A 20,247-nucleotide genomic window follows, 5' to 3' on the forward strand; every position below is an offset into this window, starting at 1 on the left:
CGGCCGAAGGGCTGTTCCTCATGGAAGCAGCTGCCGTGGCCACTTCTCTTTTCCGTACCACCGCACCGCGCGTCGCGGGCGCGACGTCGGGTACCTCGTCGTTCAAAGACCTCCTCGCGCAGGTGCAGGCCGCCGGGCTGCTCGAACGGCGCCGGGGCTTCTACTGGATGCTGTTCGCCGCGCTCCTCGGCGTCGGTGCCCTCGCCGCGACGGCGACCGTGCTGTTCGGCCACACCTGGTACGCGCTGATCCCGGCGGGAATCCTCGGGATCCTGTTCACGCAGTTCGCGTTCCTGTCGCACGAGGCGGCGCACAGCCAGATCTTCGCCTCGCGTCGCTGGAACGAGCGCGCCGGCCGCTACATCGGCGTGTTCCTCGTGGGCCTGTCGTACTCGTGGTGGATGGACAAGCACAGCCGTCACCACGGCAACCCGAACACCATCGGCAAGGACCCCGACATCGCCGTCGACACCGTGTCGTTCATCGAGGAGGACGCCCGCAAGGCCACCGGACTCCTGCGTCGGCTCACCATGGTGCAGGGATGGGCGTTCTTCCCGCTGCTCACCTTCGAAGGCGCGAACCTGCACCGTCTCTCCGTCACCGCGCTCATCACCGGGCAGAACATCCGCGGCAACCGCCGCGACCGCGCCCTCGAGGGCGGCCTGCTGCTGGCCCGCTTCGGCCTGCTCTTCTGGGCCGTCTTCACGTTCATGCCGATCGGCATCGGCTTCGCCTTCGTCGGCGTGCAGCTGGCCGTCTTCGGCATCATGATGGGCGGCTCGTTCGCCCCGAACCACAAGGGCATGCCCGTCATCGCCGAGGGCGCCAGGATCGACTTCTTCTCGCGTCAGGTGCGCACCTCGCGCAACATCACCGGCGGCCTCTGGGTCGACCACCTCTACGGCGGCCTCAACCACCAGGCCGAGCACCACCTCTTCCCGAGCATGCCCCGCCCGCACCTGCGGAAGGCGGCCGAGCTCGTCCGCGCGCACTGCGCCCTCCACGACGTGCCGTACACCGAGGCGAGCATCCCTCGCTCGTACAGCATCATCGTCGGCTACCTGAACCGCGTCGGCCTCGCCGCGCGCGACCCGTTCACCTGCCCGATGGCGGCTGCGGCGCGGCTGGCGTAGGTCCGCCGTCCAGGCGACGCATGATCCGGACCCGCGCGCAGTCCTGAGTTAGAGTCAGGTTCACACCCGAACCGCAAGGACTCCGATGCTGAAGCGCCTCGCTCTGCCCACCCCGGCCGGAGGCGCTCTCGCCGCAGCCGCCGCCCTCTCGGCCGCTCTTCTGCTCGCCGGCGGCCTAGTCGTCGGCTCGGCGACCCGCGCGGGCGCCGCCGAGCCCGCCCCGACGCCGGGGGTCGATGTCGCCATGCAGGTGACGGTGCCCGGCTATGTGGCGCACGACAACGACGTCACCTGGATCATCGACCCCGTCAACCGAGGCACCGTGACGTCGAGCAAACCCGTCGTCGTCACGCTCATCTACAACGAGGGCGGTAATCCGCCGGTGCCGAACCAGGCGCACGCCTACTCCGACATCCGAGTCTCGGGGATCACGCATCCCGGGCCGGGCTCGGGCTCGTGCGCAGTCAACACGTCGAAGTTCACCGTGACCTGCAACGTCGGACGGCTCGCGCCCGGGGCCGACGCGTCGTTCAGTGTCACGGTGCGAGCCGGTCTCGGCCTGAAGGAAGACGACAACGTCGGCTGGGAGGTCGACGCCGACGCTGAGGCCGACGACGTCAACACGGCGAACAACATCGAGTCGTCGGGCATCCTCACAGAGCCGACGCTGGGCTCGTTCGAGGCGGTCAGCGCCGTCCCCGGAGGGGTCCAGGTCGCAGGATGGGCGGCCGTCCTGCCGCACGCGGGCGATCCGATGACGGCGCGCGTCACCATCGGCTCCGGAAAACCCTACGGTCTCTACGTCGGCGATCCCCGCCCCGACATCAACCGGTCTCTCGGCATCGCCGGTGATCACGGCTTCTCGGGCGTCGTGCCCGCGACCGCCGCCGGCACCCAGTCGGTCTGCATCACCGCCGCTGACGACTCGAGCGACCGCTTCGTCGAGCTGGGGTGCAAGACGGTCACCATCCCGTCGGGGAGGCTGCCCGTCATCACCGGAGCCGGCCACTCCCTGCCCCTGTCGAGCACGCTCACGGCTGGTCAGTCGATCGCGTCGGTCGGAGGGCAGTATCGGCTCACGATGCAGTCCGACGGCAACCTCGTCGAGACGGGCGACGGCCGCGCGCTGTGGTCGTCCGGCACCTCGGGAGCGGGCAACACGTTCCACTACGACTACGCGGGCGCCCTGTACGTGTCTCCTCCGAGCGGTGGACTTCTCTGGGCCGTCATCAACTCCACGCAGGACCCGGCCGCGCAGCTCGAGCTGACGCCACAGGGCGGACTCGTCAGCGTCGACTCCACCGGCGAACTCTGGACCAACGGCGCCCCCGGCACCGGCATCGCCACCCGGGGCACGACCCTCACGGCCGGTCAGTACCTCCATGCGGGAGTGTCCCGGCTGATCCTGCAGTCCGACGGAAACCTGGTCGACTACGACGGCGCACGCGCGCTCTGGTCGAGCGGTACGTCCGGGCACGCGGGCGACTCGCTGCACGTGCAGTCCGACGGCAACGTCGTGATCTACTCCGATGCGGGTCGAGCGCTCTGGACAACGCGCACAGGCGGCGCAGGAGCAGGCGTCACCCTCTCGATCTCGCCCTCCGGCGCCTTGGCCCTGGCGCGCGGCGCCACGACGCTCTGGCACGCGGGCTGATTCGCGAGCGGTCGTCGGTCAGCCACCCGGAGCCGGGCGCCCGACCCCGATGCTGAGACTCAACGACGAAGGCCCTCTGATCGGTTTTCCCTGATCAGAGGGCCTTCGCTGCTTGCGTTGCCACGAGCGTCTTGTTGCGGGGGCAGGATTTGAACCTACGACCTCTGGGTTATGGTTTCCGCCTCGAAAAACACCTGGCAAATCGGCGCTTTCTCCTGGTTTACGTGGAAATCTGCTGGGTCCGGTTGCCCGGAGCGACCCCGCCAAATCCGGTCTAATCCGGTTGCTAAACCGGAGATCAAACCGGATGTCGCGTCCGTGACCGTCACGGCTCCGGTCGTCGCTCCGCCGGCGCCCGCGGCTCCGGTGGCCACGATTGCGACGACGAGTTCGGGCCTCACCGCGCACTTCGACGGGTCCGGCTCCACCGGCCTCGGCGACGCGGCGATCGACTCGTACAGCTGGGCCTTCGGCGACGGCGAGACGGGCGAGGGGGTCACGACCGACCACACGTACGCGAAGGCCGGCGAGTACGTGGCCACGCTGACGATCACTTCCGGCGACGCGTCTGTGTCCCCGCAGCGCCCGGTCACGGTGTCCGCGGACGCGGACACGTCGGACCCGGTCAGCGACCCGGGGACCGGCGCCGGAACGGGTGCAGGTAGCGGCTCGGGAACCAGTGACCCGGGCACGCCCGTCGTGACGCCGATCATCCCTGTCGTCGCCCCGGCGCCGTTCGCTCCGGTCACGGCTGACGCCGCACCCGCGGCTGCTGCGAAGCAGCTCGCGTTCACCGGCTCGGACGACACCCAGAGCGGCGGAATCCTCGCGATCCTGCTTCTCGTCGCCGGCTGCGCGCTCGTCGCCGTGCGTCGGTTCCGGGGTCGTCGCTCGGCCTCATCACCACCGATTGGAAGCCCCGCTCGTCACTGACGAGCGGGGCTTCTTCGTTTCAGGCGTGGGTGTCGGTTTCGTCTCTGAAGATCGAGATTGGGTTCTCGCTTCGGCCGAGGTAGGTGACGAGGTGGTCGTGGAGGGTGGTGGGCTGCAGGTCGGCATAGCGGTCGTTTCCGAGACTCAGCAGCGGAGGGGTCTGCAGCATCGCGAAGAAGTACCATTCCATGATGGCGTTCCACGAGCCGCCCTTCGCAGCGATGGCGTGATTCAGGTCGTCGAGACTCCCCCAGCTCTCGTGGCGGAGGGTGACGCCGTAGACAGCCTCGATCTCGCGGGCGATGTCGGTGAAGCTGACGAGGGCGCCGGAGATGGCGTGGACGCCGGGGGCGGCGTCGGGGTCTGCCGCCACTCGGGCGGTCAATGCGGCTGTGTCGGACACGGTGGTCATGTCGATCTTCTCGTCGCCCGTGCCCCAGTACCGGATGACCTTATTGGCCATGTCGATGAGACCCGGGTAGGCGGGGTTCACCATCTGATCCATGAACGCGCCCTGCAGCACATGGATCACTTCGATGTCCATCGCCTCGATGAGGGCATCGGCTTCTTTCCGAATCTCGAACTGCGGCGCGCCCGCTGGAGCGTGGAACAGGTCGATGGCGAAGTCGGAGGGGATGATACGGCGCACCCCGCTGGCTACGGCTGCGGTCGCGAGTGCCACCTGCCCGTCGACGATCACGTCTCGGCCGCCCTGGAGGGCCGAGACGACGACGTCGACGCCGTTCGTCGCGGCGTCGAGCGAACCCGGGTCGGTGACGTCGCCGACGAGGACCTCCGCACCGGCCGCGACCAACGGGTCGATCCTGGCGGTCTTGGAGGCGTCGTTCTGCCAGCCTGTGCGGACGAGGAGACGGACGGTGACGTCGTCTCGGGTGACGAGGTTCGAGGCGATGCCGGAGCCGAGGAGGCCGGTGGCGCCGGCGATGAGGATGGTGGTCATGGGGTGCTCTCATTCGAGTCGTGGGGCGGATTGTCGTGCCCTCAGAGTATAGATACGAATCCGTGCCGTATTTATTCCCGCGAGACTAGACTGCCAGGGGAGGCATCGTGAACAAAGTCAGACCGGCGGGTCGCCCGCGCGACTCTTCCGTCGACGACGCCCTCCTGCGGGCGACGCAGGAGATCCTCATCGAGGTCGGTTACGACCGCCTCTCTATCGACCAGGTCGTGGCCCGTGCGGGTGCGAGCAAGCACACCCTCTACCGGCGCTGGTCGAACAAGTCGGAGCTCGTCGTCGCCGCCGTCGGCGCGATCCGCGAGGTGCCTCCCGTTCCCGACACGGGTTCACTTCGTCAAGACCTTCTCGAGTGCGCGGAGACGTACGTCGGTGCCGACGACCGCAATCAACGCCTGATGGCCGGCCTTCTCAGTGAGATGGCCCGTAACGAGGCGGTTCGAGTGGCCGCTAGGGACGGCATCGGAACGCACTACGCGGCGCTTTTCCTCGAGGTCCTCCAACGTGCTGTCCGCCGCGGCCTCATCTCGGAGACGTTGGACCTGCCGCTGATCGCGGGGACGTTCCCCGCCCTAGCCTTCCATCGGGTCGTCGTGGACGGCCAGAACGTCGACGACACGTATGCCGTGAACGTCGTCGACACCATCCTCATGCCGCTGCTTGGTCCGACGTCCTCCTGACCGCAGCGGTCATCACCGACCGCCGCCCATCACCGCCCCACGGATCAAGTGCGAGCGCGACGGCGGTCGACAGGACGAGGGTGGCATTGAGGAACGATGGGCTCGGCGTCATGCATCGAGGACGAGAAGCGGGTCCTTCGATCGGGACACGCACGGGTACATCACGTCTGTGCGATCCCCTTCAGCGGCGGTGAGGATGTCGTCGCGATGCTCGGGCCGGCCGGCGAGGACGCGCATCTCGCAGCTTCCGCAAATCCCCGTCTCGCAGGAGCCGGGCAGCTCGGGGAGGACAGAGCGGAGGGAATCGAGGGCGCTCTTGTCGGCGGGGACGTCGACTAATTCGCCAGTCTGCGGGAGGAACACCTTGAATGGACGGTTCTGGCTGTCATCCCGAGCGGTGGCGGCGAAGCGTTCGACGTGGAGGGTGAGGTTCGGATAGCCGTTGCTAATTTTCTCGTCAAGGGAATCCATCATCGACGACGGTCCGCAGCAGTACACGACTGATCCGTCTGGCAGTCCGGCTAGGGCTGCGTCGAGGTTCGGACGCGCATCTGCGTCAGCTGCGGAAATGGAGACCTGGTCGGGGTACTGGGTGGAAAGCTCGTCCGCGAACGGCATCCCGACGCGCGTGCGGCCCCGGTAGATCAGCTGCCACGGCTGCCCGGCGTGGTCGATGGCTTCGAGCATGGGCTTGAGCGCGGTGATGCCGATGCCGCCAGCGACGAACAGGTAGCGGGGGGCGTTCACGAGGGGGAAGTTGTTGCGGGGCCCTCCAATGCCGACTTTCGCTCCTTCGGCGAGGTCGAAGATCTCGATGGAACCGCCACGGCCCTCCGCTTCCCGCACCACCGACACGTCGAAACCTCCGCGGTCCTCGGGGTCCCCATGGAGTGAGTACTGGCGGACTTTCCCCGAGGGTAGGAGCAGGTCGATGTGCGCGCCGGGTTCCCACTCGGACACTGGAGATCCGTCCGCGACAGCGACCCGGAGCTGCACCAACGAGTCAGTCAGTTGCGTGCGCGCCGCCACGACGCCGTCAAGAACGCGTGTCGAGCCGACGCTGCCGCGATCAGCAGCGCTGCGACCGCCACCTGCAGCGGCGTCCGTGGCTATGAGGCGCGTCCGCGCCCGTCGGCGCACGACCAGCGCGACCACAAGCATGGCGGTGGAGACACTCGGCAGCGGGATGCCCGTCACGAGGCCGATGGCGAGGTCAACGAGCGCCGCGAGGAAGAGACCGGCGACGACTAGGGTCGGTGCGGGAGCGAGGCGGCCCTCGGCACCTCTTGTCTGTGCCCGGTGTCCCCATCGAGTGCGGCCCCATGGCTTCGAGACCGACAAAAACACTTGGAACGCTCCGCCGGCAGCTACCAGGCCGACGGCGATGATGGCCAGCAGGATGCTGGCGCCGTTCTTCCCGTCGAGCGAGGCTGCTTCGAGCTGGGGGTAGGCAGCTCCCGCGACCGAGGTCCCAGTGAGGATCTGCGCGATGGTCATGACGAACTTCGTCGTCACCCATCGGCTTCGGAAGTACCCCCATGTGGTCGTCGTGGATAGTCCGAAGCCAGTCCACGCGGCCGTGATCGCGGAGTAGCCCAGAATCTTCTGATCGAGCAGGTCGGACGCCAGAATCGTGCCGATCTTCAGATCACCGGCGGCTGACGTGGCGCTGATGATGAGGAGCACTGTTACGGCCAGTGCCTGCCCCATCCAGCACACCGCGGCGACGATGTGAAGCCAGAGCAGGAGTGCCCGCCAGACCTTCGATGCATTCGGCTTCTTCTTACCGGGCCGGGCCACCGCGTCGCCGCCTCCCGAGCTCGCGGGGGCTTGTGACGAGTTGGCTGCGGTGACATCGCTTGATGGTGTGATTGTGGTCACGGTTTCACTCTTTCGAGAGGTGTGCGCGTTCAGGGATGGTGGCGCCCGTATCAAGCGACGGGGCCTGGGTCTCGGCATCCTGGTTCTCGTTCGTGCGCCGTGGGGGCTCGGACTTCGGGCCGATCTGACCCGCGACCTGCGGGTCCAAGTGGGGATCGGAGTTCGCCTTTGCCGCCTCTGGCGGGGACGGGGGCTTGCGGTGTCCGAGGAGGTGTCGGTACGCGGTCACGATTCGATGTCGAGCTGCATGGTTTCGTCCTCCTCGGTGTCGGTGTCGGCGATGGGTCCGGAGCGGAACATCACGGCGGTGAGGACTGCAGCTGCGAGGAACACACCGGCCGCGACCCAGAACACGATGTGGTCGCCGTAGAGCGTCGCCACGGCTTGCAGCTGCGCCCGGTTAGTTCCTGCCGTGTGGCTTTCCACGTAGGCCGTTCCGGCGGCGGCGGCGATGGAGGTGAACACGGCCAGGCCGATGGAGCCGCCGACCTGCTGCGCGGTGCTGACCATCGCGGAAGCGACGCCATTGTCTTGGGCAGGCAGGCCGGATGTTGCGACGTTCTGCGCGGACCCGAAAACGAAGCCGAAACCGAGCCCGAGGATCAATACCGAGGGGAGCACGTGGGAGGCGTAGTCATCCCCACTGCCGATGCGGGTCAGGAGAACCACCGCGACCGCAGCGAGGACCAGCCCGAGAGGAACGAGCGGTCGTGGCCCAAATCGGGGCAGCAAGACGGAACCTGACACGGCTGCGCCGAGGACAAGGGTCGCCACCATCGGCACGAATCCGAACCCGGACTGCAGCGGGGTGAAATCGAGGTCGCGCTGGAGATAGTAAGTCAGGAACAGGAACGCGGCGAAGGAGCCGACCCCAGCCGCACCGATCGACATGAGCGCAGCGCCGCGGTTCCGATCCACGACCACCCGCAGCGGGAGCAGCGGGTTCGCGACGCGGTACTGACGGAGTACGAAAAGTCCGATCAGCACCACAGCGGCACCGACGGGGAGCCACGTCCATAGATCCGACCAGCCGTGGTCGGCCGCGTTGCTCAACCCATAGACCATCCCGAACAGCCCAGCGACGACGAGCGCGGCGCCGGGGACGTCGAGCGCGGCACCGCGATCGCGGCGGACTTCGTCCCGCACGAACAGCAGGCCGCCGACGAGGGCGACTGCGGCGATCGCGACGTTGATGTACAGGCACCATCGCCACGACACGACGCCGGTGAGCACACCGCCAAGGATGAGCCCGATCACGCCACCCATGCCCGAGACTGCGCCGAAGACCGAGAACGCTCGCGCTCGCTCCTTCTTGTCCCGGTCAAACGTGACCGATACGAGCGACAGGGCAGCGGGAGCGAGGGTCGCAGCGAACACGCCCTGAGCGATCCGCGCGATCAGCAGCATCTCGAAGCTGCCGGCGGCTCCGCCAACCGCCGACGCGACGGCAAACCCGATGAGGCCGACGAGGAAGAGCCGCTTGCGGCCGAACCGGTCCGAGAGTCGCCCCATAAACAGCAGGAGACTGCCATACGCGAGTGCGTAGCCGGTGACGATCCACGCCCGACTTTCGGAGGCGAAGCCGAGGTCGGCTTGCGCAGTCGGGAGCGCGATGTTGATGATCGTGCCATCGAGTACGTCCATCAGCTGGGCGAGGCTCAGAACGATGAGCGCCAGCCAGCGGCTGCGATCGGTGGGTCTGCCGTGCCGGCTACCTGCGGTTTCAGCAGTCGGAGCGGTGTGTGCCGAGGCCATCTGATCGTCCTTCTTCGTTGTCGCGCCGGAGGGGTGGAGCGCGTGACGTCGACGCTACATCAGAAAACTTCACAGTGTTACTTTTCTTGTTGGTGAAGGCCCGTCGCGCTAGCGTGGAGTCGTGGAGACCGCGGTGCCTGGCTTACGAGAGCGCAAGAAGCTCGCGCTCCGAGCGCGGCTCTCGGACACCGCGACCGCAATGTTCGCCGAGCACGGCTACGACAACGTCCGCGTCAGCGACATCGCCCTCGCGTGCGGCGTGACACCGAAAACGCTCTACAGCTACTTCCCGACGAAGGAGTCGTTGCTGTTCGAGCGTGGTGACGCGCTCGCCCTCGTCCTCAGCGAGGATCGTGCTTCAGACATTGGCCTCCTTGACGCCGTGCTCGACGCGATCCGGCGAGAGATTGACCAACTTGCGACGACCTCACCGACGGCGACCTCGGGCGATGACCTGATCCGGGGAATCCGTGGATTCGTGTCGCTCGTCGCGGCGACACCGGCGCTCCGGGCGGTCGTGGCCGAACGGTCGGAAGCGCTCACCACGAGCGCCGCAGAAGCGTTATCGCGTCGGAACGGGCTTCCTCCGACCCATCCAGAGAACCAGGTCGCGGCGGGCGCCCTCATCAGCCTGTGGCGCATCCACCTCACCGGGCTCCTCGAGCACGGTAGAACCAGCAGCAACCTGACTGAGCTGCGTCGACGGACGATGGCCGACGTCGACCGAGGAGCCGCACTCGTCAGGCCGGTCGTCGAGCAGGTCAGCACGGCCCGTCGAACCGAGAATGTCGCCGTTACTTCCTGACTGCACGTGAGCCGGGCGACTGTCGGCAGTTTCCGTTGTGCCAGCGCCCATCGCCGCCCGCGGACGGGTAGCCTGCCGCAGAACAACGCCGCCGACCAGATATTGCGTCTGTGCCGGCATCACGTCGCTTCCGGCCCTGTCTACGTGCTCGCGGTCGCGCGTTCATGTCGGCCCGTGCGACGACCCGCCGATCCATCCACGGCAGTGTCGCAGGACGTGTGCTGTCGATAAGCACGGCCAAACAACGTGTCAATAGCCATATTTCCGAGACATTGACTGGCAGTTGTGCAAGTTGCATGGCGAACGACAGGTGCTGGCCGCCGACCCACCTGTCCTGGACCGGCTCGGTGAAGCCCCCGCCGAGAGGTCGGTGTCCGGCACCACTGCCACATTGCCTGTCCTGATACGAGCAGAGTCTCGAAAGACGATCGGTCCATCGGACGCGCCGCGCCTTTGGCCATTTAGCGTGTCCAAAAGTCTTCCGGTCGTGCGCCCGGGCGAAAATCCAACGCCTCGACCATCATCATTGCCTCAGGGAAGTTTGCCGCGAGATCGTCTGGTCCGTGGGTGTCGCTGCCGAAAGTAAGAGAGCGGCCGCCTTCTTGGGACCACCATCGCGGAATCCAGGGCCAGAGTCTGCGGGTGTTCATCTCCAGAGCGCGCCCCGAGTCCGCAAGTGAACGCATCGCGGCGCGGAACCCTTCCTCGAAGCGACGCGGGTCAAAGGGTCCCTCGGTCTGGGTGGGCCAGGAGCGCACGGCGTAGTCGATGTGGGTGAAAACCTCGAAGGACTCAGAACCGGCGATCATACGTGGGATCTCTTCCAGGTACGCCCACATGACGTCGTCAGCACTGCGGTGCTTGTAGAGAGTGGTCGGTTCAGTTCGATTGCCACGATCAAAGTCGAGCATATGCAGCGAGCCGTTGATCCGGTCGAAGTCGCTCCTGGCGAGCAGCGATGCTGCCTTCGTTTCCCACAGGTGCGGTTGGCCGAACTCAACGCCCGCGAGGATCCTCAGCTGAGGATATTCGTGCCGGACACGTTCGATCGCCGCGAAGTATCCGTCTGCGTCGAACGGCGGGAGCGTGACGTGGCCGCGGTCGTCCATGTACTTCTGAGTCGTTCCGCCGATGTCACCTGTGTCGGCGCGCCAGGAGTCCTCCAGATCGAGGTGCTCCGTGAAGACCAACGCCGGCAATCCGATTGCCACAGCTCGTTCACAGATCCGTCCCATGGAGCCAGCCGACCTCGCGTCTGACCCATAGTCCCAGGACCACTCGCTATGAACGTGCGCATCCGCGGCCAGGTTCGGCATTTCGAGAGGCTACTCCCGCCGCTCTGACGTCATCTACTGGTTGTTCGACCGGCGCCAGCTCTCCAGCTCCCCACGGGTAGCTGAGTGAGTAGTTCCGGGGTGTTCCGTCTCCGTCCGGGAAGCCGATCCGTCTCCGGGCACCTGGACGCGGTCGACGAAGGCGGGCAAGGTGGTCCGCGATCTATCTCAGTTCACGCACTCCGTACGGATACCTCGTGTTGCACGAAGACTGAGCTGGGCGCTACTCGACGTTGCTGCTCCGTGCTGCCAAATTACGGGTCCGAGTCCGTATTTCAGACACGTTGAGTGGCAGACGGACACGTTAGCTGGCGGCCGACAAGCGCGCGCTCTTGAACCCCGAACTGCTCGGCCTGTTCCCACTTCACCCCCCGCCAACAGCCTCCGACAATGACTATTATCGGAACCGATGCGGGAGCCTTCGGGCTGTATTCATGGTCGACGTTCACGACGGGTTGCGTACGGCATGGACTACGGATCGCCGTTTAGCGTCCGGGTATGCAGGATCTGCACACGAGAGTTCGAACGCTGTCTGAGGAGCGCGCCGAACTCGGCGCGACACACCGGCGATTTCGAGCCGGTGGTCCATCGTCCCAGTGGCTGCTGTACGGGCAGGCTCGTACTACGGCAGGCGCCTGCTCGAGCTCTCTCCGGGCGATCTAGGATCACGGCATGACTTAAGCATCTGGTGGCTCCGGCGAAGCTGGCGCGTTTTTCTGGGATGAAGCAGTGGGCCCGTTCTTCGACGAAAGTGGTCTTCTGAAGTGTTGGGGACACGACCGGCGGTTCCTGGAGGAACGAATCGCGATTGGCGAAGTTCTGCACGTCGTGACCTCGGACGGTATGACTCTCTTCCCGTCTTTTCAGTTCGACTCCGAGGGCGGCCTCCTACCGAGGCTGGCCGAGATGCTCGAGCTGGTCGATCCGGACATGAGGAATCCCTGGGGAGACGCGTTGTGGCTGAACGCGCCGCAAGAGGATCTTGACGGCATGACGCCCGCGGAAGCCCTTCGAACGTCCCGCGCTGACGACGCTCTCACGATCGGAAGTCATGCAGGTGCTTTTCGGCTCCCCTGATCTTTGCGCGGGTCGCTCTCACTCCTTTCTTTGCCGGACTCCGTGATTGATCGGCCGCACCCGTCAATCATTCGTTGCTCATTGATATGCCAGAGTTGGTTGCTGCCTGGTCGCGAGCGAATGAAAGCAATGAGGGGCACGTTATCGTGTCATCTGACAAACCAACTTCCAGCGCGAGCGCGACTTGATGTCGCCGCACCTCTACAGTCCCTCGAAAATCGAGCGAAGATGAAGTACGCCAACTGACACTCCCTTCAGCCGTTGCGCTTATTCGCTCGAGTAGAAAGCGGAGTCGCTGGCTGAAGCTACTGTGCCAATTATGGGCGTGCGCGGTTCCGCAGAAAGCCTCGACGCGATCCTGCGCAAGCGACCCGACACGCACCCGTTTGCGGTGCCCGCGGTGCCCGGTGGCCAGGGGCTGTGGCTCATGCGCGTCACGCCGACGCCGATCGGGTACTGCGTGAAGCGCGCCGAGCGCGGCACGCACGTCTACGACGTCTACGCGCACTGCCGCGACGCCGGTGGGAGGCGGCCCTGGCTGAAGACGTTCGCGACGTTCAACTCCGCCGTCGCCTGGGCCGTGCAGCATGAGCGCGACATCCACGAGCTGATCGCGAAGAACAGCCCCGAGCCCGAGTCGTGGCCGCCGCCGGGTGTCGGATACTGACCTCCAGTATCCGAGCAACGCGGTCTCCGGGAGCGGTCTCCCCTGCGAGGATGGAAGGCATGGGGGAAGCACGCAGGCGAGGCAGGGCCGCGCGATTCCGGACCGGTGGCGCGTACATCCGACGGCTCGCGCCTGCGGACCGCGCCGCGTTCGGCAAGCTCACGAACGGCTCCAACGCTCTCGGCGTGCTCGGCGTGCTCTGGCCCATGGGGCTTGCCGTGTTCGCGACCGTCCGGGGCTTCATCACCGAGCCGAACCTCCCCGGGCTCAGCAGGTACCGGTACCAGCAGGTCGCGCCCGGCTGGCCGAACTTCACCGTGCCGTGGCCGTTCGCCGCGGCGCTGCTCGTCGCAGCGATCCTCATGACCGTCTGGATGCTCCGGCACCCGGCTGTGTTCAAGATCTCCTGGGGTGCCACGGTCTGGGCATGGGCCGGCATCGCGATCGGGATCACCTGCACCGCCGTCATGTACCTCGGAGCGCCCGGGTGGCCCGTCTGGCAGATCTGGCTCGGGATCCCGGCCTTCGTCGTCGCCGCAGTCGTCTTCGTGTACGGGCGCCGCATGAAGAATCGTCGCTGATCGCGTCAGGCGTCGTCGAACCGCGCGTCGATCTGCGGGTCGTGGAGCGGCAGCATCAAGTCGACCATCGCGGTGATCGCGGTGCTGACGCGCAGCCGCGTCGGCTCACGCTCCCGCGAGCAGTCCGACGATTGAGTCGAGCGCGCCCGGCACCAGCGCGTAGTACGCCCAGGTGCCGCGCCTGTCGCGGGTGAGTATGCCGGCGTCGACGAGGATCTTCAGGTGGTGCGACACCGTGCCCTGCGACAGTCCAAGCGGCTCGGTGAGATCGCACACGCACGCCTCGGCATCCTGGTGCGCTGCGACCATCGACACGAGGCGCAGACGCGCGGGATCCGCGACCGCCTTCAGGACGTGCGCCAGGCTCGCGGCGTTCTCGGCGCTGATCGGCTCCCGGGTGACCGGCGAGCAGCAGGCACCGATGACGGCGAGCGGCAGCAGTTCAGCGGTCGAGGTCATGGGCCGAGTCTACGCATGGCATTGACATCCATCAATGTACTGCGTGAGACTCAATGCATCGATGTTCGTCAATGCAAGGAGACCCCGCCATGACCGACAAGCCGATCATCCTGTTCGTCTGCGTGCATAATGCCGGCCGCTCGCAGATGGCTGCGGGGTTCGCGCGCGAGCTCTCCGGCGGCGCCGTCGAGGTGCGCTCCGGAGGCTCCGAGCCGGGGCGGTCGATCAATCCCGTGGCTGTCACGGCGATGCAGGAGCTCGGCATCGACATCGGTAATGAGGTCCCGCAGCTGATGACCACCGAGCAGGTCCGGGACTCCGACGTCGTCATCACCATGGGGTGCGGTGATGCGTGTCCGATCTTCCCCGGGAAGCGGTACGAGGACTGGGAGCTCCAGGACCCCGCCGGCCAGCCCATCGACGTCGTCCGCCGCGTCCGCGACGACATCAAAGCCCGCGTCGAGACGCTCCTCGCCGAGGTCCTTCCGACGCGTGCGTGACCTGACCCACTACGGCGAGAGGAGGTGACTCCTATGGACTGCTGCGACACGATCGACCCGATCCTCTGCGCACCCGAGCTCTGTGGCGACGACTGCTGCTGAGCACCTCGACAAAGGACCCCTGCTCGATGAGCGGGGGTCCTTCTGCGTCAGTCGCCGGTCTCCTCACGGCGCTCGAACTCGGCAATGATCCCGGGCAGCTCCGCTGACGTCGCCAGCACTCGCCTCGACGGTCCGGGCGTCGCCGGACCGACTACTTCGCAGTGCTCGAGGCGCGCCAGCAGCTCGTCGGCCATGATCGGTGCGACAAAGAGATGCCGCGCGAGCGAGGCCTGCGTCGCAACCCTCGTCGTCACGACGTGCCGCGCCGCCTCGATGATGAGCGCCGTGTCGACGTCGTGCTCCGGCCGCGTGCGGCTGTGGCCAGGCGTGTCGTCTCGTTCGCGTCGGCTGCGCCCCCACAGCCCGCGCATGAACTTCCCCATGCGCTCAGCGTAGGAACAGGGCGCACCCAGCCACGAGTCCGCTTTCGGGCGGCACCCGTCTGGGGCCTGAAGATCAGGGGTAAACGCGAAGGCCTAGTCGAGCGCCGCGGCTATTCGTCCCAGCAGTTCGTCGAGCGTCGCCTGTTCGCTGGAGCTCAATGGTGAAAGGAGCCGGTCATCGACGGCGGCCATAGCGTCGTCGCGGCCGGCAAGAAGCGCAACGCCGTCCGGCGTGGCAAAAACGCGCTTGCTGCGATCATCACCTTCGTCAGTGCGGCGCTCGATTAGGCCTCTGGACTGCAGGACTCGCAGCACGCCCGAGATATTGGCTGGCGTTGTCTGCGTCGCCTCTGCAATCTCGCGTTGCATGGCACCGGAATGGTCCGTGAGGTAATTGAGCACAAAGGCCTGCTGAAGTGTGAGGCCGCGCCCCCTGATCCAGTCCTGTCCGGCGCGGATCTGAGCGCGGTTGATCCGTTCGAGTTTGTCCATCGGGCCGTCGGAAGTCGGCGAGGGCTCCGTCATGTGAATGACCATAGCGGGATGTCTCCTAAGGGCGCGGTGCCGAAGCCCGGCCGACGATGTGCGCGGGCGCCGACCGGGTGGCCGACATCAAGCGATCGCGCTGACGAACTCCGTGTCGATGGTCTCAGTGTGCGGCACCCCCGAAACAACGTCGGGGGCCTCGACCTCCCAGCCTGCGGAGCCGAACATGTCGAGGAACGCTTCGCGCGTGTAGATCGATGGCATCGGGGTGATGTCACCGAAGAACGCCTTATTGAAGTCGGCGATGACGGTAGCTGTGTCGAGCTCGCCGGCGTGCGATTCCAAAGTGGCCGCGAGTCGGCTCCCCGACGAGGCGACGCTGCGCAAGCCCTCAAGCAGGCGTACCAACGACGCACGGTCGAGGAAGACGAACAGGTGCTCTGCGAGGAACAGCGTCGGCTTCGTGCCGTCGTGGCCGGACGCTGCGAGAGCTGTGGCAACGTCGTCAGTACGGAAGTCGATGGGAACGAGCGTCAGATCGCTCGTGTCCACACCGCTCGTGGCCAGTCGCCCCTTCTTATCCGCTGACACCCCCGGCAGGTCAAGATCGAAGAACCGCACGCCGGCGGTGCGAAACCGCAAGGCACGGTCGTCGTAGCCGGCCCCGCAAATGACGACCTGGGTGATGCCCTCGTCGAGGGCGGTGATGACCTGCTGGTCGAAGAAGTCGATTCGTGGACCCTTCATCTCGAGCAGGATTGAAAGGTCCATCGGCTCGCCATCGGGGTCGACTGGCTCCCATCCCTGGTTGATCGCTTGCTGCGACTGGACGTCACCCGCGATCGAGTGGGGACGGTCACGTTCGGCCCGGCAAAGGGCGAGCGTACGGCGGACGACGGCGATGGCCTCTTCGTCAGGTGTGGACATGTGATGCTCCTCGGCTCCGTGCGCAGGTGATTTCCGACGCACTATGACGGTAGATAGATAAGCACCGTACTGTCAAGAGCTTAACTAAAGTGATCTGAGGGCCTGGTCAATTCCGCCCGTCCCAAGCGGGCGCAACGCCTTCGGCAACCACCACGAAGTGGAGCCGGCGGAGCCGTCTCCGGGACATGTCGTGACGAGGAGGTCTTCCCCTGCTCGCGAGGACTTCCGTGTCGAAGGGCAGTGACCATGCAGAACATCGAGACGCCGGCCGAGATCTCCGCCGAGCCCTGGAACGACATCGACATGACCGACGTCGTCGTCCCGATCCCCGTCACCGCGTTCGACCTCGACGCGCTGGCCGCGCGGCCCGCGCCCGACGAGGCCGAGTGGCCCGAGGACATCGCCGGCTGCCTGTACTGCCTCGGCTCCGGGATCCTCCCGAGCTACGACGAGGGCGAGATCCCCTGCTACTGCGACCGCTGAGCTGCGCTGCTCGCCGCCCTCGCTCCACCACGAACACCCGCCTCGCCCGACCGATGGAGCCCTCCCATGCGCAACCGCGTCAACGCCTACTCGATCCTCCTCGGCCTCGGGCTCGTCACGTTCGCCCTCGTCGCTCCGATCGCGATGGTCGACGTCCACCGTCCCGACCTCGCTGTGCTCGCATCGCTCTTCGGCATCGCGGGCGCCTACATGCTCCTGCTCCAGGTGCGCGCCTTCGGCGTCGCCCTCGCCGCGCGGTCGCGTCGTCGCCGCGCGCCGCGCATCGCGCTGCTGCTCGCGCGCTGACCAGCGCACGCGCCCGCCTCTCCCCTCATCGCCCTCGCACCAGCTCCCGTTCCGGAAGGACGCCGCACCATGCTCAAGACCATCGCTCGCATCATGAAGTCCGTCGTCCGCGCCCCGTTCCAGAACGCGGTTGCCGTGATCGCCGCTGCGCCGGTTCCGGTGAAGCCGGCGCTCGTCGCGCGTCCGGACGCGGGCATGCGCGTCCAGCCCCGCGACGAGATCCTCCTCGGCGACACCCAGTTCGAGGACGCGACGCTCATCAGCCGCGGCACCATCGGCGTCGGTCTCGAGGCGCCCGCGATGTTCCTCCTCGACGACGAGGTCGTCGTGGACTGGCCGGTCGTCGGCACGATCGTGCACAAGATCGACACCCTCAGCAGCGCGGCGCCGGCGCGCGTCTGACGCGTCGCATCGACCACGAGACAGACCCCCGCAGCCACCACGGCTGCGGGGGTCTCGTTTTCGAGCACGAGAAGAGGCGCCGTGGCTACCAGCTCGGCAGTGCCTCACGCCATGGATGCCCTCCAGGCAGCCCCACCCGCTCGGTGTCCTCGGCGTACGTGTGGAACTCCGGCGGCAGCGCGACCGGGACCTCGTCGGTCGGCTTGGTCAGCAGCGACCAGGCGTTCTCGTACCCGGCGAACGTCGGGAGCGTCACTCGGGACCGCTCGGGTCCGACGTTCCGGACGCCCGGGGCTATGCCCGGTGTCGTGAGCCAGTTCATGTGCTCGATCCACGCAGCCGCCGCGACGTGATCCCGTGGCACCACGAAGAAGCGCAAGGGCGCATCGACGTCGTCGTCGATCGCCACCATCACGAACCACTCGCGCGGATGCAGCGCCGGCTGCTGCGACTTCTCACCCAACGGCCACGACAGCCGCGGTCCGCGGCCGCGGGCGGCCTTGACCTGCACCTCGATCATCGTCCGGCGTCCGGCAAGCTCGACGGCGAGGATGTCGGTGCGCTCGAGGCCGTCGCGCGTGAGCGCCGGCGCCCACCCTCGGCGGGCCCGCTCTGACGCCACGGCGTGCTCGCCGATCGTCTTCGTCTGCTTCGTGTCGACCATCAGCCGAGCGTAGGAGACGGAGAACCGTGGTGCTTCACTCGAGTTGTCGTCCGCCCACGCGAGAATGGGCAGGTGGTGGACGTCGAAGCCCTGGCCGTAACCGCGGTGGCCGCCGCGATCGCTCGTTGTTCGCATCTGTCGGGGCGCATCGACTCGAACGACAAGACACCGCTCACGGACGGCGCGATCGATCTGTACAAATCGCCCGACAGGAAGAAGAGCTCCCTCGTCGGACGCGTCCCGGTCCAGGTCAAGGGGCGTACAACGCCGAAGAAGATCAAGCTCAAGGCGAAGTCGGTCGGCTGGCCCATCGACCGCGACACGTTGGAGTTCATGCGAGCCGACGGTGGCGGGCTGTACTTCTACGTTCCGGTGTCCCCGGAGGGAAACGTTCGGGGCATCTTCTATGCCGCTCTCATGCCCTTCAAGATCCGCAGGTTGCTCGAATCCATGCCTGCCGAGCAAAAATCGCTGACCGTGCCCATGAGGAGACTCCCGGATGACGTAGCCGACATAGAACGTCTTGTTCACGTGGCCTTCGATGGCAAGAAGCAGATGAACCCGGTCAGTCTGAACGACGTTCTGCCGCAGCTCGAGAGCCTGACCGTGACGACCCTTACTCACATCAGCGGCTCCGAGCCCACCATCCTCAACCTGAGCGACACCGACTTCACCGTCGTCGGGAAGACGAAGAACGGCTCAGAGATCCCCGTCGACGTCGACCTGGCCTTCTATCCCGAGAAGCAGCAACAGTCCGTATCAGCTGCGTGCGGGGGCGTTGAGTTCGCCGCTGCCTCCGTAGAGCGAATTGACGACGAGACGAGCCGGATCGTTCTGTCTGCTGGCCTCTCGATTCGTGCCCGAAGGGTCGAGGACGGTCTGTCGACGAACATCGATCTGACGAGGGCCGGAACCCTCTTCGAGCAATTCGACGATGTCACGTTCTTCCTGGCAGCAGCCGCGGGAGAGCCCCTCGTCATCAACGGGCACGAGTTGCCTCCGCTTCCGATAGCGCCCGCCGACAGGGGCGACCTCGTGAAGGTGCGGCACCTGCTCGCGAAGATGATGGCGGTGATCGAATCGTTCGACTTAGGGCGCGATCTCGGACGCTCGATCGACGTCGTGCCGGAGGAGCAACAGCATCTGCTGATGCTGCATCCCGCGTTGGTCGGCGGCAAGGAAGTCCGAGTCTCCACGGACGGCGTCGGGCGCCTGAATCTCTCCATCGGTCCGTTCCAGATCGTCGTCCTCGTTTTCGATGGTGCCGATGCCGATCATCGTCAGATTGTCGACCCGTTCGCTCCCGAGCAGCGGAGCCGTCTCTACTTCCGCCAGACGTCCGAAGACGATGATCCCCTGACTGTTCGACGAGCCACCCTCTACGAGTCCCTGACCGCCGACGACCTTGGCAAGACGCTCAACCTCCACCTCGACGAGATCGTCGAGGCCTACGAGATGCTGGAAGACCGTCCAGTTGCCCTTGGGATGGCGAATCAGACTGCCCTCAACCTCCTGCTCGCCGCCGACAAGGTCACCTCAGCCGCTCATGCGGCCTATCTCCTGCGAGGTGCGAGCAATCTCACTGCCTGGCTCGTTCGTGAGGGCGATGGCGATCCCATCTACAGCGTCAACTCCTGGCAGGTGCAGCACCGGCTGGGCACCCTCGATGACGAGGACCGGCGATCGATCCGTCAGGAACGCCGACGTCATCGGAGCGACGGAGCGTTGGATCCCCTCGCGGAAGCGTGTCTGGCCATCCTGCTGGACGAGCGCGACGAATTGAACTCGATCCTTGACGACCTCTCCGAGGACGATCGAGCCAAGCTCCGAAGCTGGCCCATCTGGGCTTTGCGCAACGACTGATACCGAGTCATCAACCCATTGGGTGAGTGCAACACACATGTCCTCATGCTCAAAGATGGGACCTCGCTCAGATCATCGGCCGCTTGCAGCCATCCACGCCCCGTAGTCGGGAAGCGCGGTGGCAAGCGGCCACCTCAGTAAGTAGCCGAGGTCCTGGTGGGAATATTTTTGAGCCCCGTTTGCGCTCATAAACGAG

General features: G+C 66.2%; 22 protein-coding genes. 13 read left to right on the forward strand and 9 right to left on the reverse strand.

Going from position 1 to position 20,247, the window contains the following annotated elements; translation table 11 throughout:
- The first annotated feature begins 20 nt into the window (after positions 1 to 20).
- The 3 genes from C8E83_RS09160 to C8E83_RS09170 all read left to right on the forward strand — a co-directional run bounded on the left by C8E83_RS09160 (position 21) and on the right by C8E83_RS09170 (position 3,720).
- Entirely contained in the window at positions 21 to 1,133 is a 1,113-nt protein-coding gene (locus tag C8E83_RS09160) for a fatty acid desaturase family protein (RefSeq protein WP_121369571.1), read from the forward strand.
- 85 nt (positions 1,134 to 1,218) lie between these two features.
- Positions 1,219 to 2,787 carry a hypothetical protein gene (locus C8E83_RS09165; protein WP_121369573.1) on the forward strand — a complete coding sequence of 523 codons (1,569 nt, stop codon included), beginning with the start codon at positions 1,219 to 1,221 and terminating at the stop codon, positions 2,785 to 2,787.
- A 318-nt stretch (positions 2,788 to 3,105) separates the two neighbouring features.
- A complete protein-coding gene (locus tag C8E83_RS09170) occupies positions 3,106 to 3,720 on the forward strand; it encodes a PKD domain-containing protein (RefSeq protein WP_170159889.1) in 615 nt (204 codons plus the stop codon).
- A gap of 19 nt (positions 3,721 to 3,739) precedes the next feature.
- On the opposite strand, the gene C8E83_RS09175 is transcribed toward C8E83_RS09170, so the two are convergent.
- Positions 3,740 to 4,681 carry an NmrA family NAD(P)-binding protein gene (locus C8E83_RS09175; protein WP_121369577.1) on the reverse strand — a complete coding sequence of 314 codons (942 nt, stop codon included), beginning with the start codon at positions 4,679 to 4,681 and terminating at the stop codon, positions 3,740 to 3,742.
- Between the two features lie 107 nt (positions 4,682 to 4,788).
- On the opposite strand from C8E83_RS09175, the gene C8E83_RS09180 reads away from it, so the two are divergent.
- Positions 4,789 to 5,376, forward strand: coding sequence for a TetR/AcrR family transcriptional regulator (locus C8E83_RS09180; protein WP_121369579.1), 588 nt, complete (start codon positions 4,789 to 4,791; stop codon positions 5,374 to 5,376).
- Positions 5,377 to 5,484: 108 nt separating this feature from the next.
- Here the strand turns inward: C8E83_RS09180 and C8E83_RS09185 are convergent, their stop codons facing one another.
- Both C8E83_RS09185 and C8E83_RS09190 read right to left on the reverse strand, forming a co-directional pair.
- Positions 5,485 to 7,257, reverse strand: a complete 1,773-nt coding sequence (locus tag C8E83_RS09185; protein WP_170159890.1) for a PDR/VanB family oxidoreductase — start codon at positions 7,255 to 7,257, stop codon at positions 5,485 to 5,487.
- Positions 7,258 to 7,482: 225 nt separating this feature from the next.
- Positions 7,483 to 9,012 carry a DHA2 family efflux MFS transporter permease subunit gene (locus tag C8E83_RS09190; RefSeq protein WP_121369582.1) on the reverse strand — a complete coding sequence of 510 codons (1,530 nt, stop codon included), beginning with the start codon at positions 9,010 to 9,012 and terminating at the stop codon, positions 7,483 to 7,485.
- Positions 9,013 to 9,133: 121 nt separating this feature from the next.
- On the opposite strand from C8E83_RS09190, the gene C8E83_RS09195 reads away from it, so the two are divergent.
- The gene (locus tag C8E83_RS09195) at positions 9,134 to 9,817 is read left to right on the forward strand and encodes a TetR/AcrR family transcriptional regulator (protein WP_121369584.1); all 684 of its coding nucleotides are present in this window, start codon (positions 9,134 to 9,136) and stop codon (positions 9,815 to 9,817) included.
- Positions 9,818 to 10,278: 461 nt separating this feature from the next.
- On the opposite strand, the gene C8E83_RS09200 is transcribed toward C8E83_RS09195, so the two are convergent.
- On the reverse strand, positions 10,279 to 11,133 hold the full coding sequence (locus tag C8E83_RS09200; protein ID WP_121369585.1) for a PHP domain-containing protein: 855 nt from the start codon (positions 11,131 to 11,133) through the stop codon (positions 10,279 to 10,281).
- Positions 11,134 to 11,880: 747 nt separating this feature from the next.
- Between C8E83_RS09200 and C8E83_RS09205 the strand changes: the two genes are divergently transcribed.
- The 3 genes from C8E83_RS09205 (at position 11,881) to C8E83_RS09215 (ending at position 13,476) form a co-directional block, all read left to right on the forward strand.
- Positions 11,881 to 12,228, forward strand: coding sequence for a hypothetical protein (locus C8E83_RS09205; RefSeq protein WP_121369587.1), 348 nt, complete (start codon positions 11,881 to 11,883; stop codon positions 12,226 to 12,228).
- 319 nt (positions 12,229 to 12,547) lie between these two features.
- Positions 12,548 to 12,895 (forward strand): hypothetical protein, encoded by a 348-nt coding sequence (locus C8E83_RS09210; RefSeq protein ID WP_121369588.1) that lies wholly within the window; start codon positions 12,548 to 12,550, stop codon positions 12,893 to 12,895.
- A 59-nt stretch (positions 12,896 to 12,954) separates the two neighbouring features.
- Positions 12,955 to 13,476, forward strand: a complete 522-nt coding sequence (locus C8E83_RS09215; protein WP_121369590.1) for a hypothetical protein — start codon at positions 12,955 to 12,957, stop codon at positions 13,474 to 13,476.
- Between the two features lie 105 nt (positions 13,477 to 13,581).
- Here the strand turns inward: C8E83_RS09215 and C8E83_RS09220 are convergent, their stop codons facing one another.
- Positions 13,582 to 13,935 carry an ArsR/SmtB family transcription factor gene (locus C8E83_RS09220; protein ID WP_121369591.1) on the reverse strand — a complete coding sequence of 118 codons (354 nt, stop codon included), beginning with the start codon at positions 13,933 to 13,935 and terminating at the stop codon, positions 13,582 to 13,584.
- An 89-nt stretch (positions 13,936 to 14,024) separates the two neighbouring features.
- On the opposite strand from C8E83_RS09220, the gene C8E83_RS09225 reads away from it, so the two are divergent.
- Complete coding sequence (locus C8E83_RS09225) at positions 14,025 to 14,435, forward strand: arsenate reductase ArsC (protein WP_121369593.1); 411 nt, start codon at positions 14,025 to 14,027, stop codon at positions 14,433 to 14,435.
- 149 nt (positions 14,436 to 14,584) lie between these two features.
- Here the strand turns inward: C8E83_RS09225 and C8E83_RS09230 are convergent, their stop codons facing one another.
- From C8E83_RS09230 to C8E83_RS09240, 3 genes are all read right to left on the reverse strand, one after another.
- A complete protein-coding gene (locus C8E83_RS09230) occupies positions 14,585 to 14,920 on the reverse strand; it encodes a hypothetical protein (protein WP_121369595.1) in 336 nt (111 codons plus the stop codon).
- A gap of 93 nt (positions 14,921 to 15,013) precedes the next feature.
- The gene (locus C8E83_RS09235) at positions 15,014 to 15,445 is read right to left on the reverse strand and encodes a MarR family winged helix-turn-helix transcriptional regulator (protein WP_121371834.1); all 432 of its coding nucleotides are present in this window, start codon (positions 15,443 to 15,445) and stop codon (positions 15,014 to 15,016) included.
- A gap of 87 nt (positions 15,446 to 15,532) precedes the next feature.
- Entirely contained in the window at positions 15,533 to 16,333 is an 801-nt protein-coding gene (locus C8E83_RS09240) for a class I SAM-dependent methyltransferase (protein ID WP_121369596.1), read from the reverse strand.
- A 246-nt stretch (positions 16,334 to 16,579) separates the two neighbouring features.
- Between C8E83_RS09240 and C8E83_RS09245 the strand changes: the two genes are divergently transcribed.
- The 3 genes from C8E83_RS09245 (at position 16,580) to C8E83_RS09255 (ending at position 17,524) form a co-directional block, all read left to right on the forward strand.
- The gene (locus C8E83_RS09245; RefSeq protein ID WP_147430127.1) at positions 16,580 to 16,816 is read left to right on the forward strand and encodes a hypothetical protein; all 237 of its coding nucleotides are present in this window, start codon (positions 16,580 to 16,582) and stop codon (positions 16,814 to 16,816) included.
- Between the two features lie 66 nt (positions 16,817 to 16,882).
- Positions 16,883 to 17,122, forward strand: coding sequence for a hypothetical protein (locus C8E83_RS09250; protein ID WP_121369600.1), 240 nt, complete (start codon positions 16,883 to 16,885; stop codon positions 17,120 to 17,122).
- Between the two features lie 69 nt (positions 17,123 to 17,191).
- Positions 17,192 to 17,524, forward strand: a complete 333-nt coding sequence (locus C8E83_RS09255) for a hypothetical protein (RefSeq protein WP_121369602.1) — start codon at positions 17,192 to 17,194, stop codon at positions 17,522 to 17,524.
- An 85-nt stretch (positions 17,525 to 17,609) separates the two neighbouring features.
- Here C8E83_RS09255 and C8E83_RS09260 read toward each other — a convergent pair whose 3' ends face one another.
- Complete coding sequence (locus C8E83_RS09260) at positions 17,610 to 18,188, reverse strand: hypothetical protein (protein WP_245981554.1); 579 nt, start codon at positions 18,186 to 18,188, stop codon at positions 17,610 to 17,612.
- Between the two features lie 72 nt (positions 18,189 to 18,260).
- Between C8E83_RS09260 and C8E83_RS09265 the strand changes: the two genes are divergently transcribed.
- Positions 18,261 to 20,051, forward strand: a complete 1,791-nt coding sequence (locus C8E83_RS09265) for a hypothetical protein (RefSeq protein WP_121369604.1) — start codon at positions 18,261 to 18,263, stop codon at positions 20,049 to 20,051.
- Positions 20,052 to 20,247 lie beyond the last annotated feature (196 nt).

The sequence above is a fragment of the Frondihabitans australicus genome (assembly GCF_003634555.1).
GTDB lineage: Bacteria > Actinomycetota > Actinomycetes > Actinomycetales > Microbacteriaceae > Frondihabitans > Frondihabitans australicus.

Bases quoted from the DNA above. Each gene is read 5' to 3' on its own strand.
- C8E83_RS09240 (WP_121369596.1), bottom strand. From the start codon at position 16,333: ATGTCCACACCTGACGAAGAGGCCATCGCCGTCGTCCGCCGTACGCTC.
- C8E83_RS09215 (WP_121369590.1), top strand. From the start codon at position 12,955: ATGGGGGAAGCACGCAGGCGAGGCAGGGCCGCGCGATTCCGGACCGGT.
- C8E83_RS09175 (WP_121369577.1), bottom strand. From the start codon at position 4,681: ATGACCACCATCCTCATCGCCGGCGCCACCGGCCTCCTCGGCTCCGGC.
- C8E83_RS09200 (WP_121369585.1), bottom strand. From the start codon at position 11,133: ATGCCGAACCTGGCCGCGGATGCGCACGTTCATAGCGAGTGGTCCTGG.
- C8E83_RS09245 (WP_147430127.1), top strand. From the start codon at position 16,580: ATGCAGAACATCGAGACGCCGGCCGAGATCTCCGCCGAGCCCTGGAAC.
- C8E83_RS09190 (WP_121369582.1), bottom strand. From the start codon at position 9,012: ATGGCCTCGGCACACACCGCTCCGACTGCTGAAACCGCAGGTAGCCGG.
- C8E83_RS09230 (WP_121369595.1), bottom strand. From the start codon at position 14,920: ATGGGGAAGTTCATGCGCGGGCTGTGGGGGCGCAGCCGACGCGAACGA.
- C8E83_RS09160 (WP_121369571.1), top strand. From the start codon at position 21: ATGGAAGCAGCTGCCGTGGCCACTTCTCTTTTCCGTACCACCGCACCG.
- C8E83_RS09225 (WP_121369593.1), top strand. From the start codon at position 14,025: ATGACCGACAAGCCGATCATCCTGTTCGTCTGCGTGCATAATGCCGGC.
- C8E83_RS09255 (WP_121369602.1), top strand. From the start codon at position 17,192: ATGCTCAAGACCATCGCTCGCATCATGAAGTCCGTCGTCCGCGCCCCG.
- C8E83_RS09220 (WP_121369591.1), bottom strand. From the start codon at position 13,935: ATGACCTCGACCGCTGAACTGCTGCCGCTCGCCGTCATCGGTGCCTGC.
- C8E83_RS09210 (WP_121369588.1), top strand. From the start codon at position 12,548: ATGGGCGTGCGCGGTTCCGCAGAAAGCCTCGACGCGATCCTGCGCAAG.
- C8E83_RS09165 (WP_121369573.1), top strand. From the start codon at position 1,219: ATGCTGAAGCGCCTCGCTCTGCCCACCCCGGCCGGAGGCGCTCTCGCC.
- C8E83_RS09260 (WP_245981554.1), bottom strand. From the start codon at position 18,188: ATGGTCGACACGAAGCAGACGAAGACGATCGGCGAGCACGCCGTGGCG.
- C8E83_RS09250 (WP_121369600.1), top strand. From the start codon at position 16,883: ATGCGCAACCGCGTCAACGCCTACTCGATCCTCCTCGGCCTCGGGCTC.
- C8E83_RS09235 (WP_121371834.1), bottom strand. From the start codon at position 15,445: ATGACGGAGCCCTCGCCGACTTCCGACGGCCCGATGGACAAACTCGAA.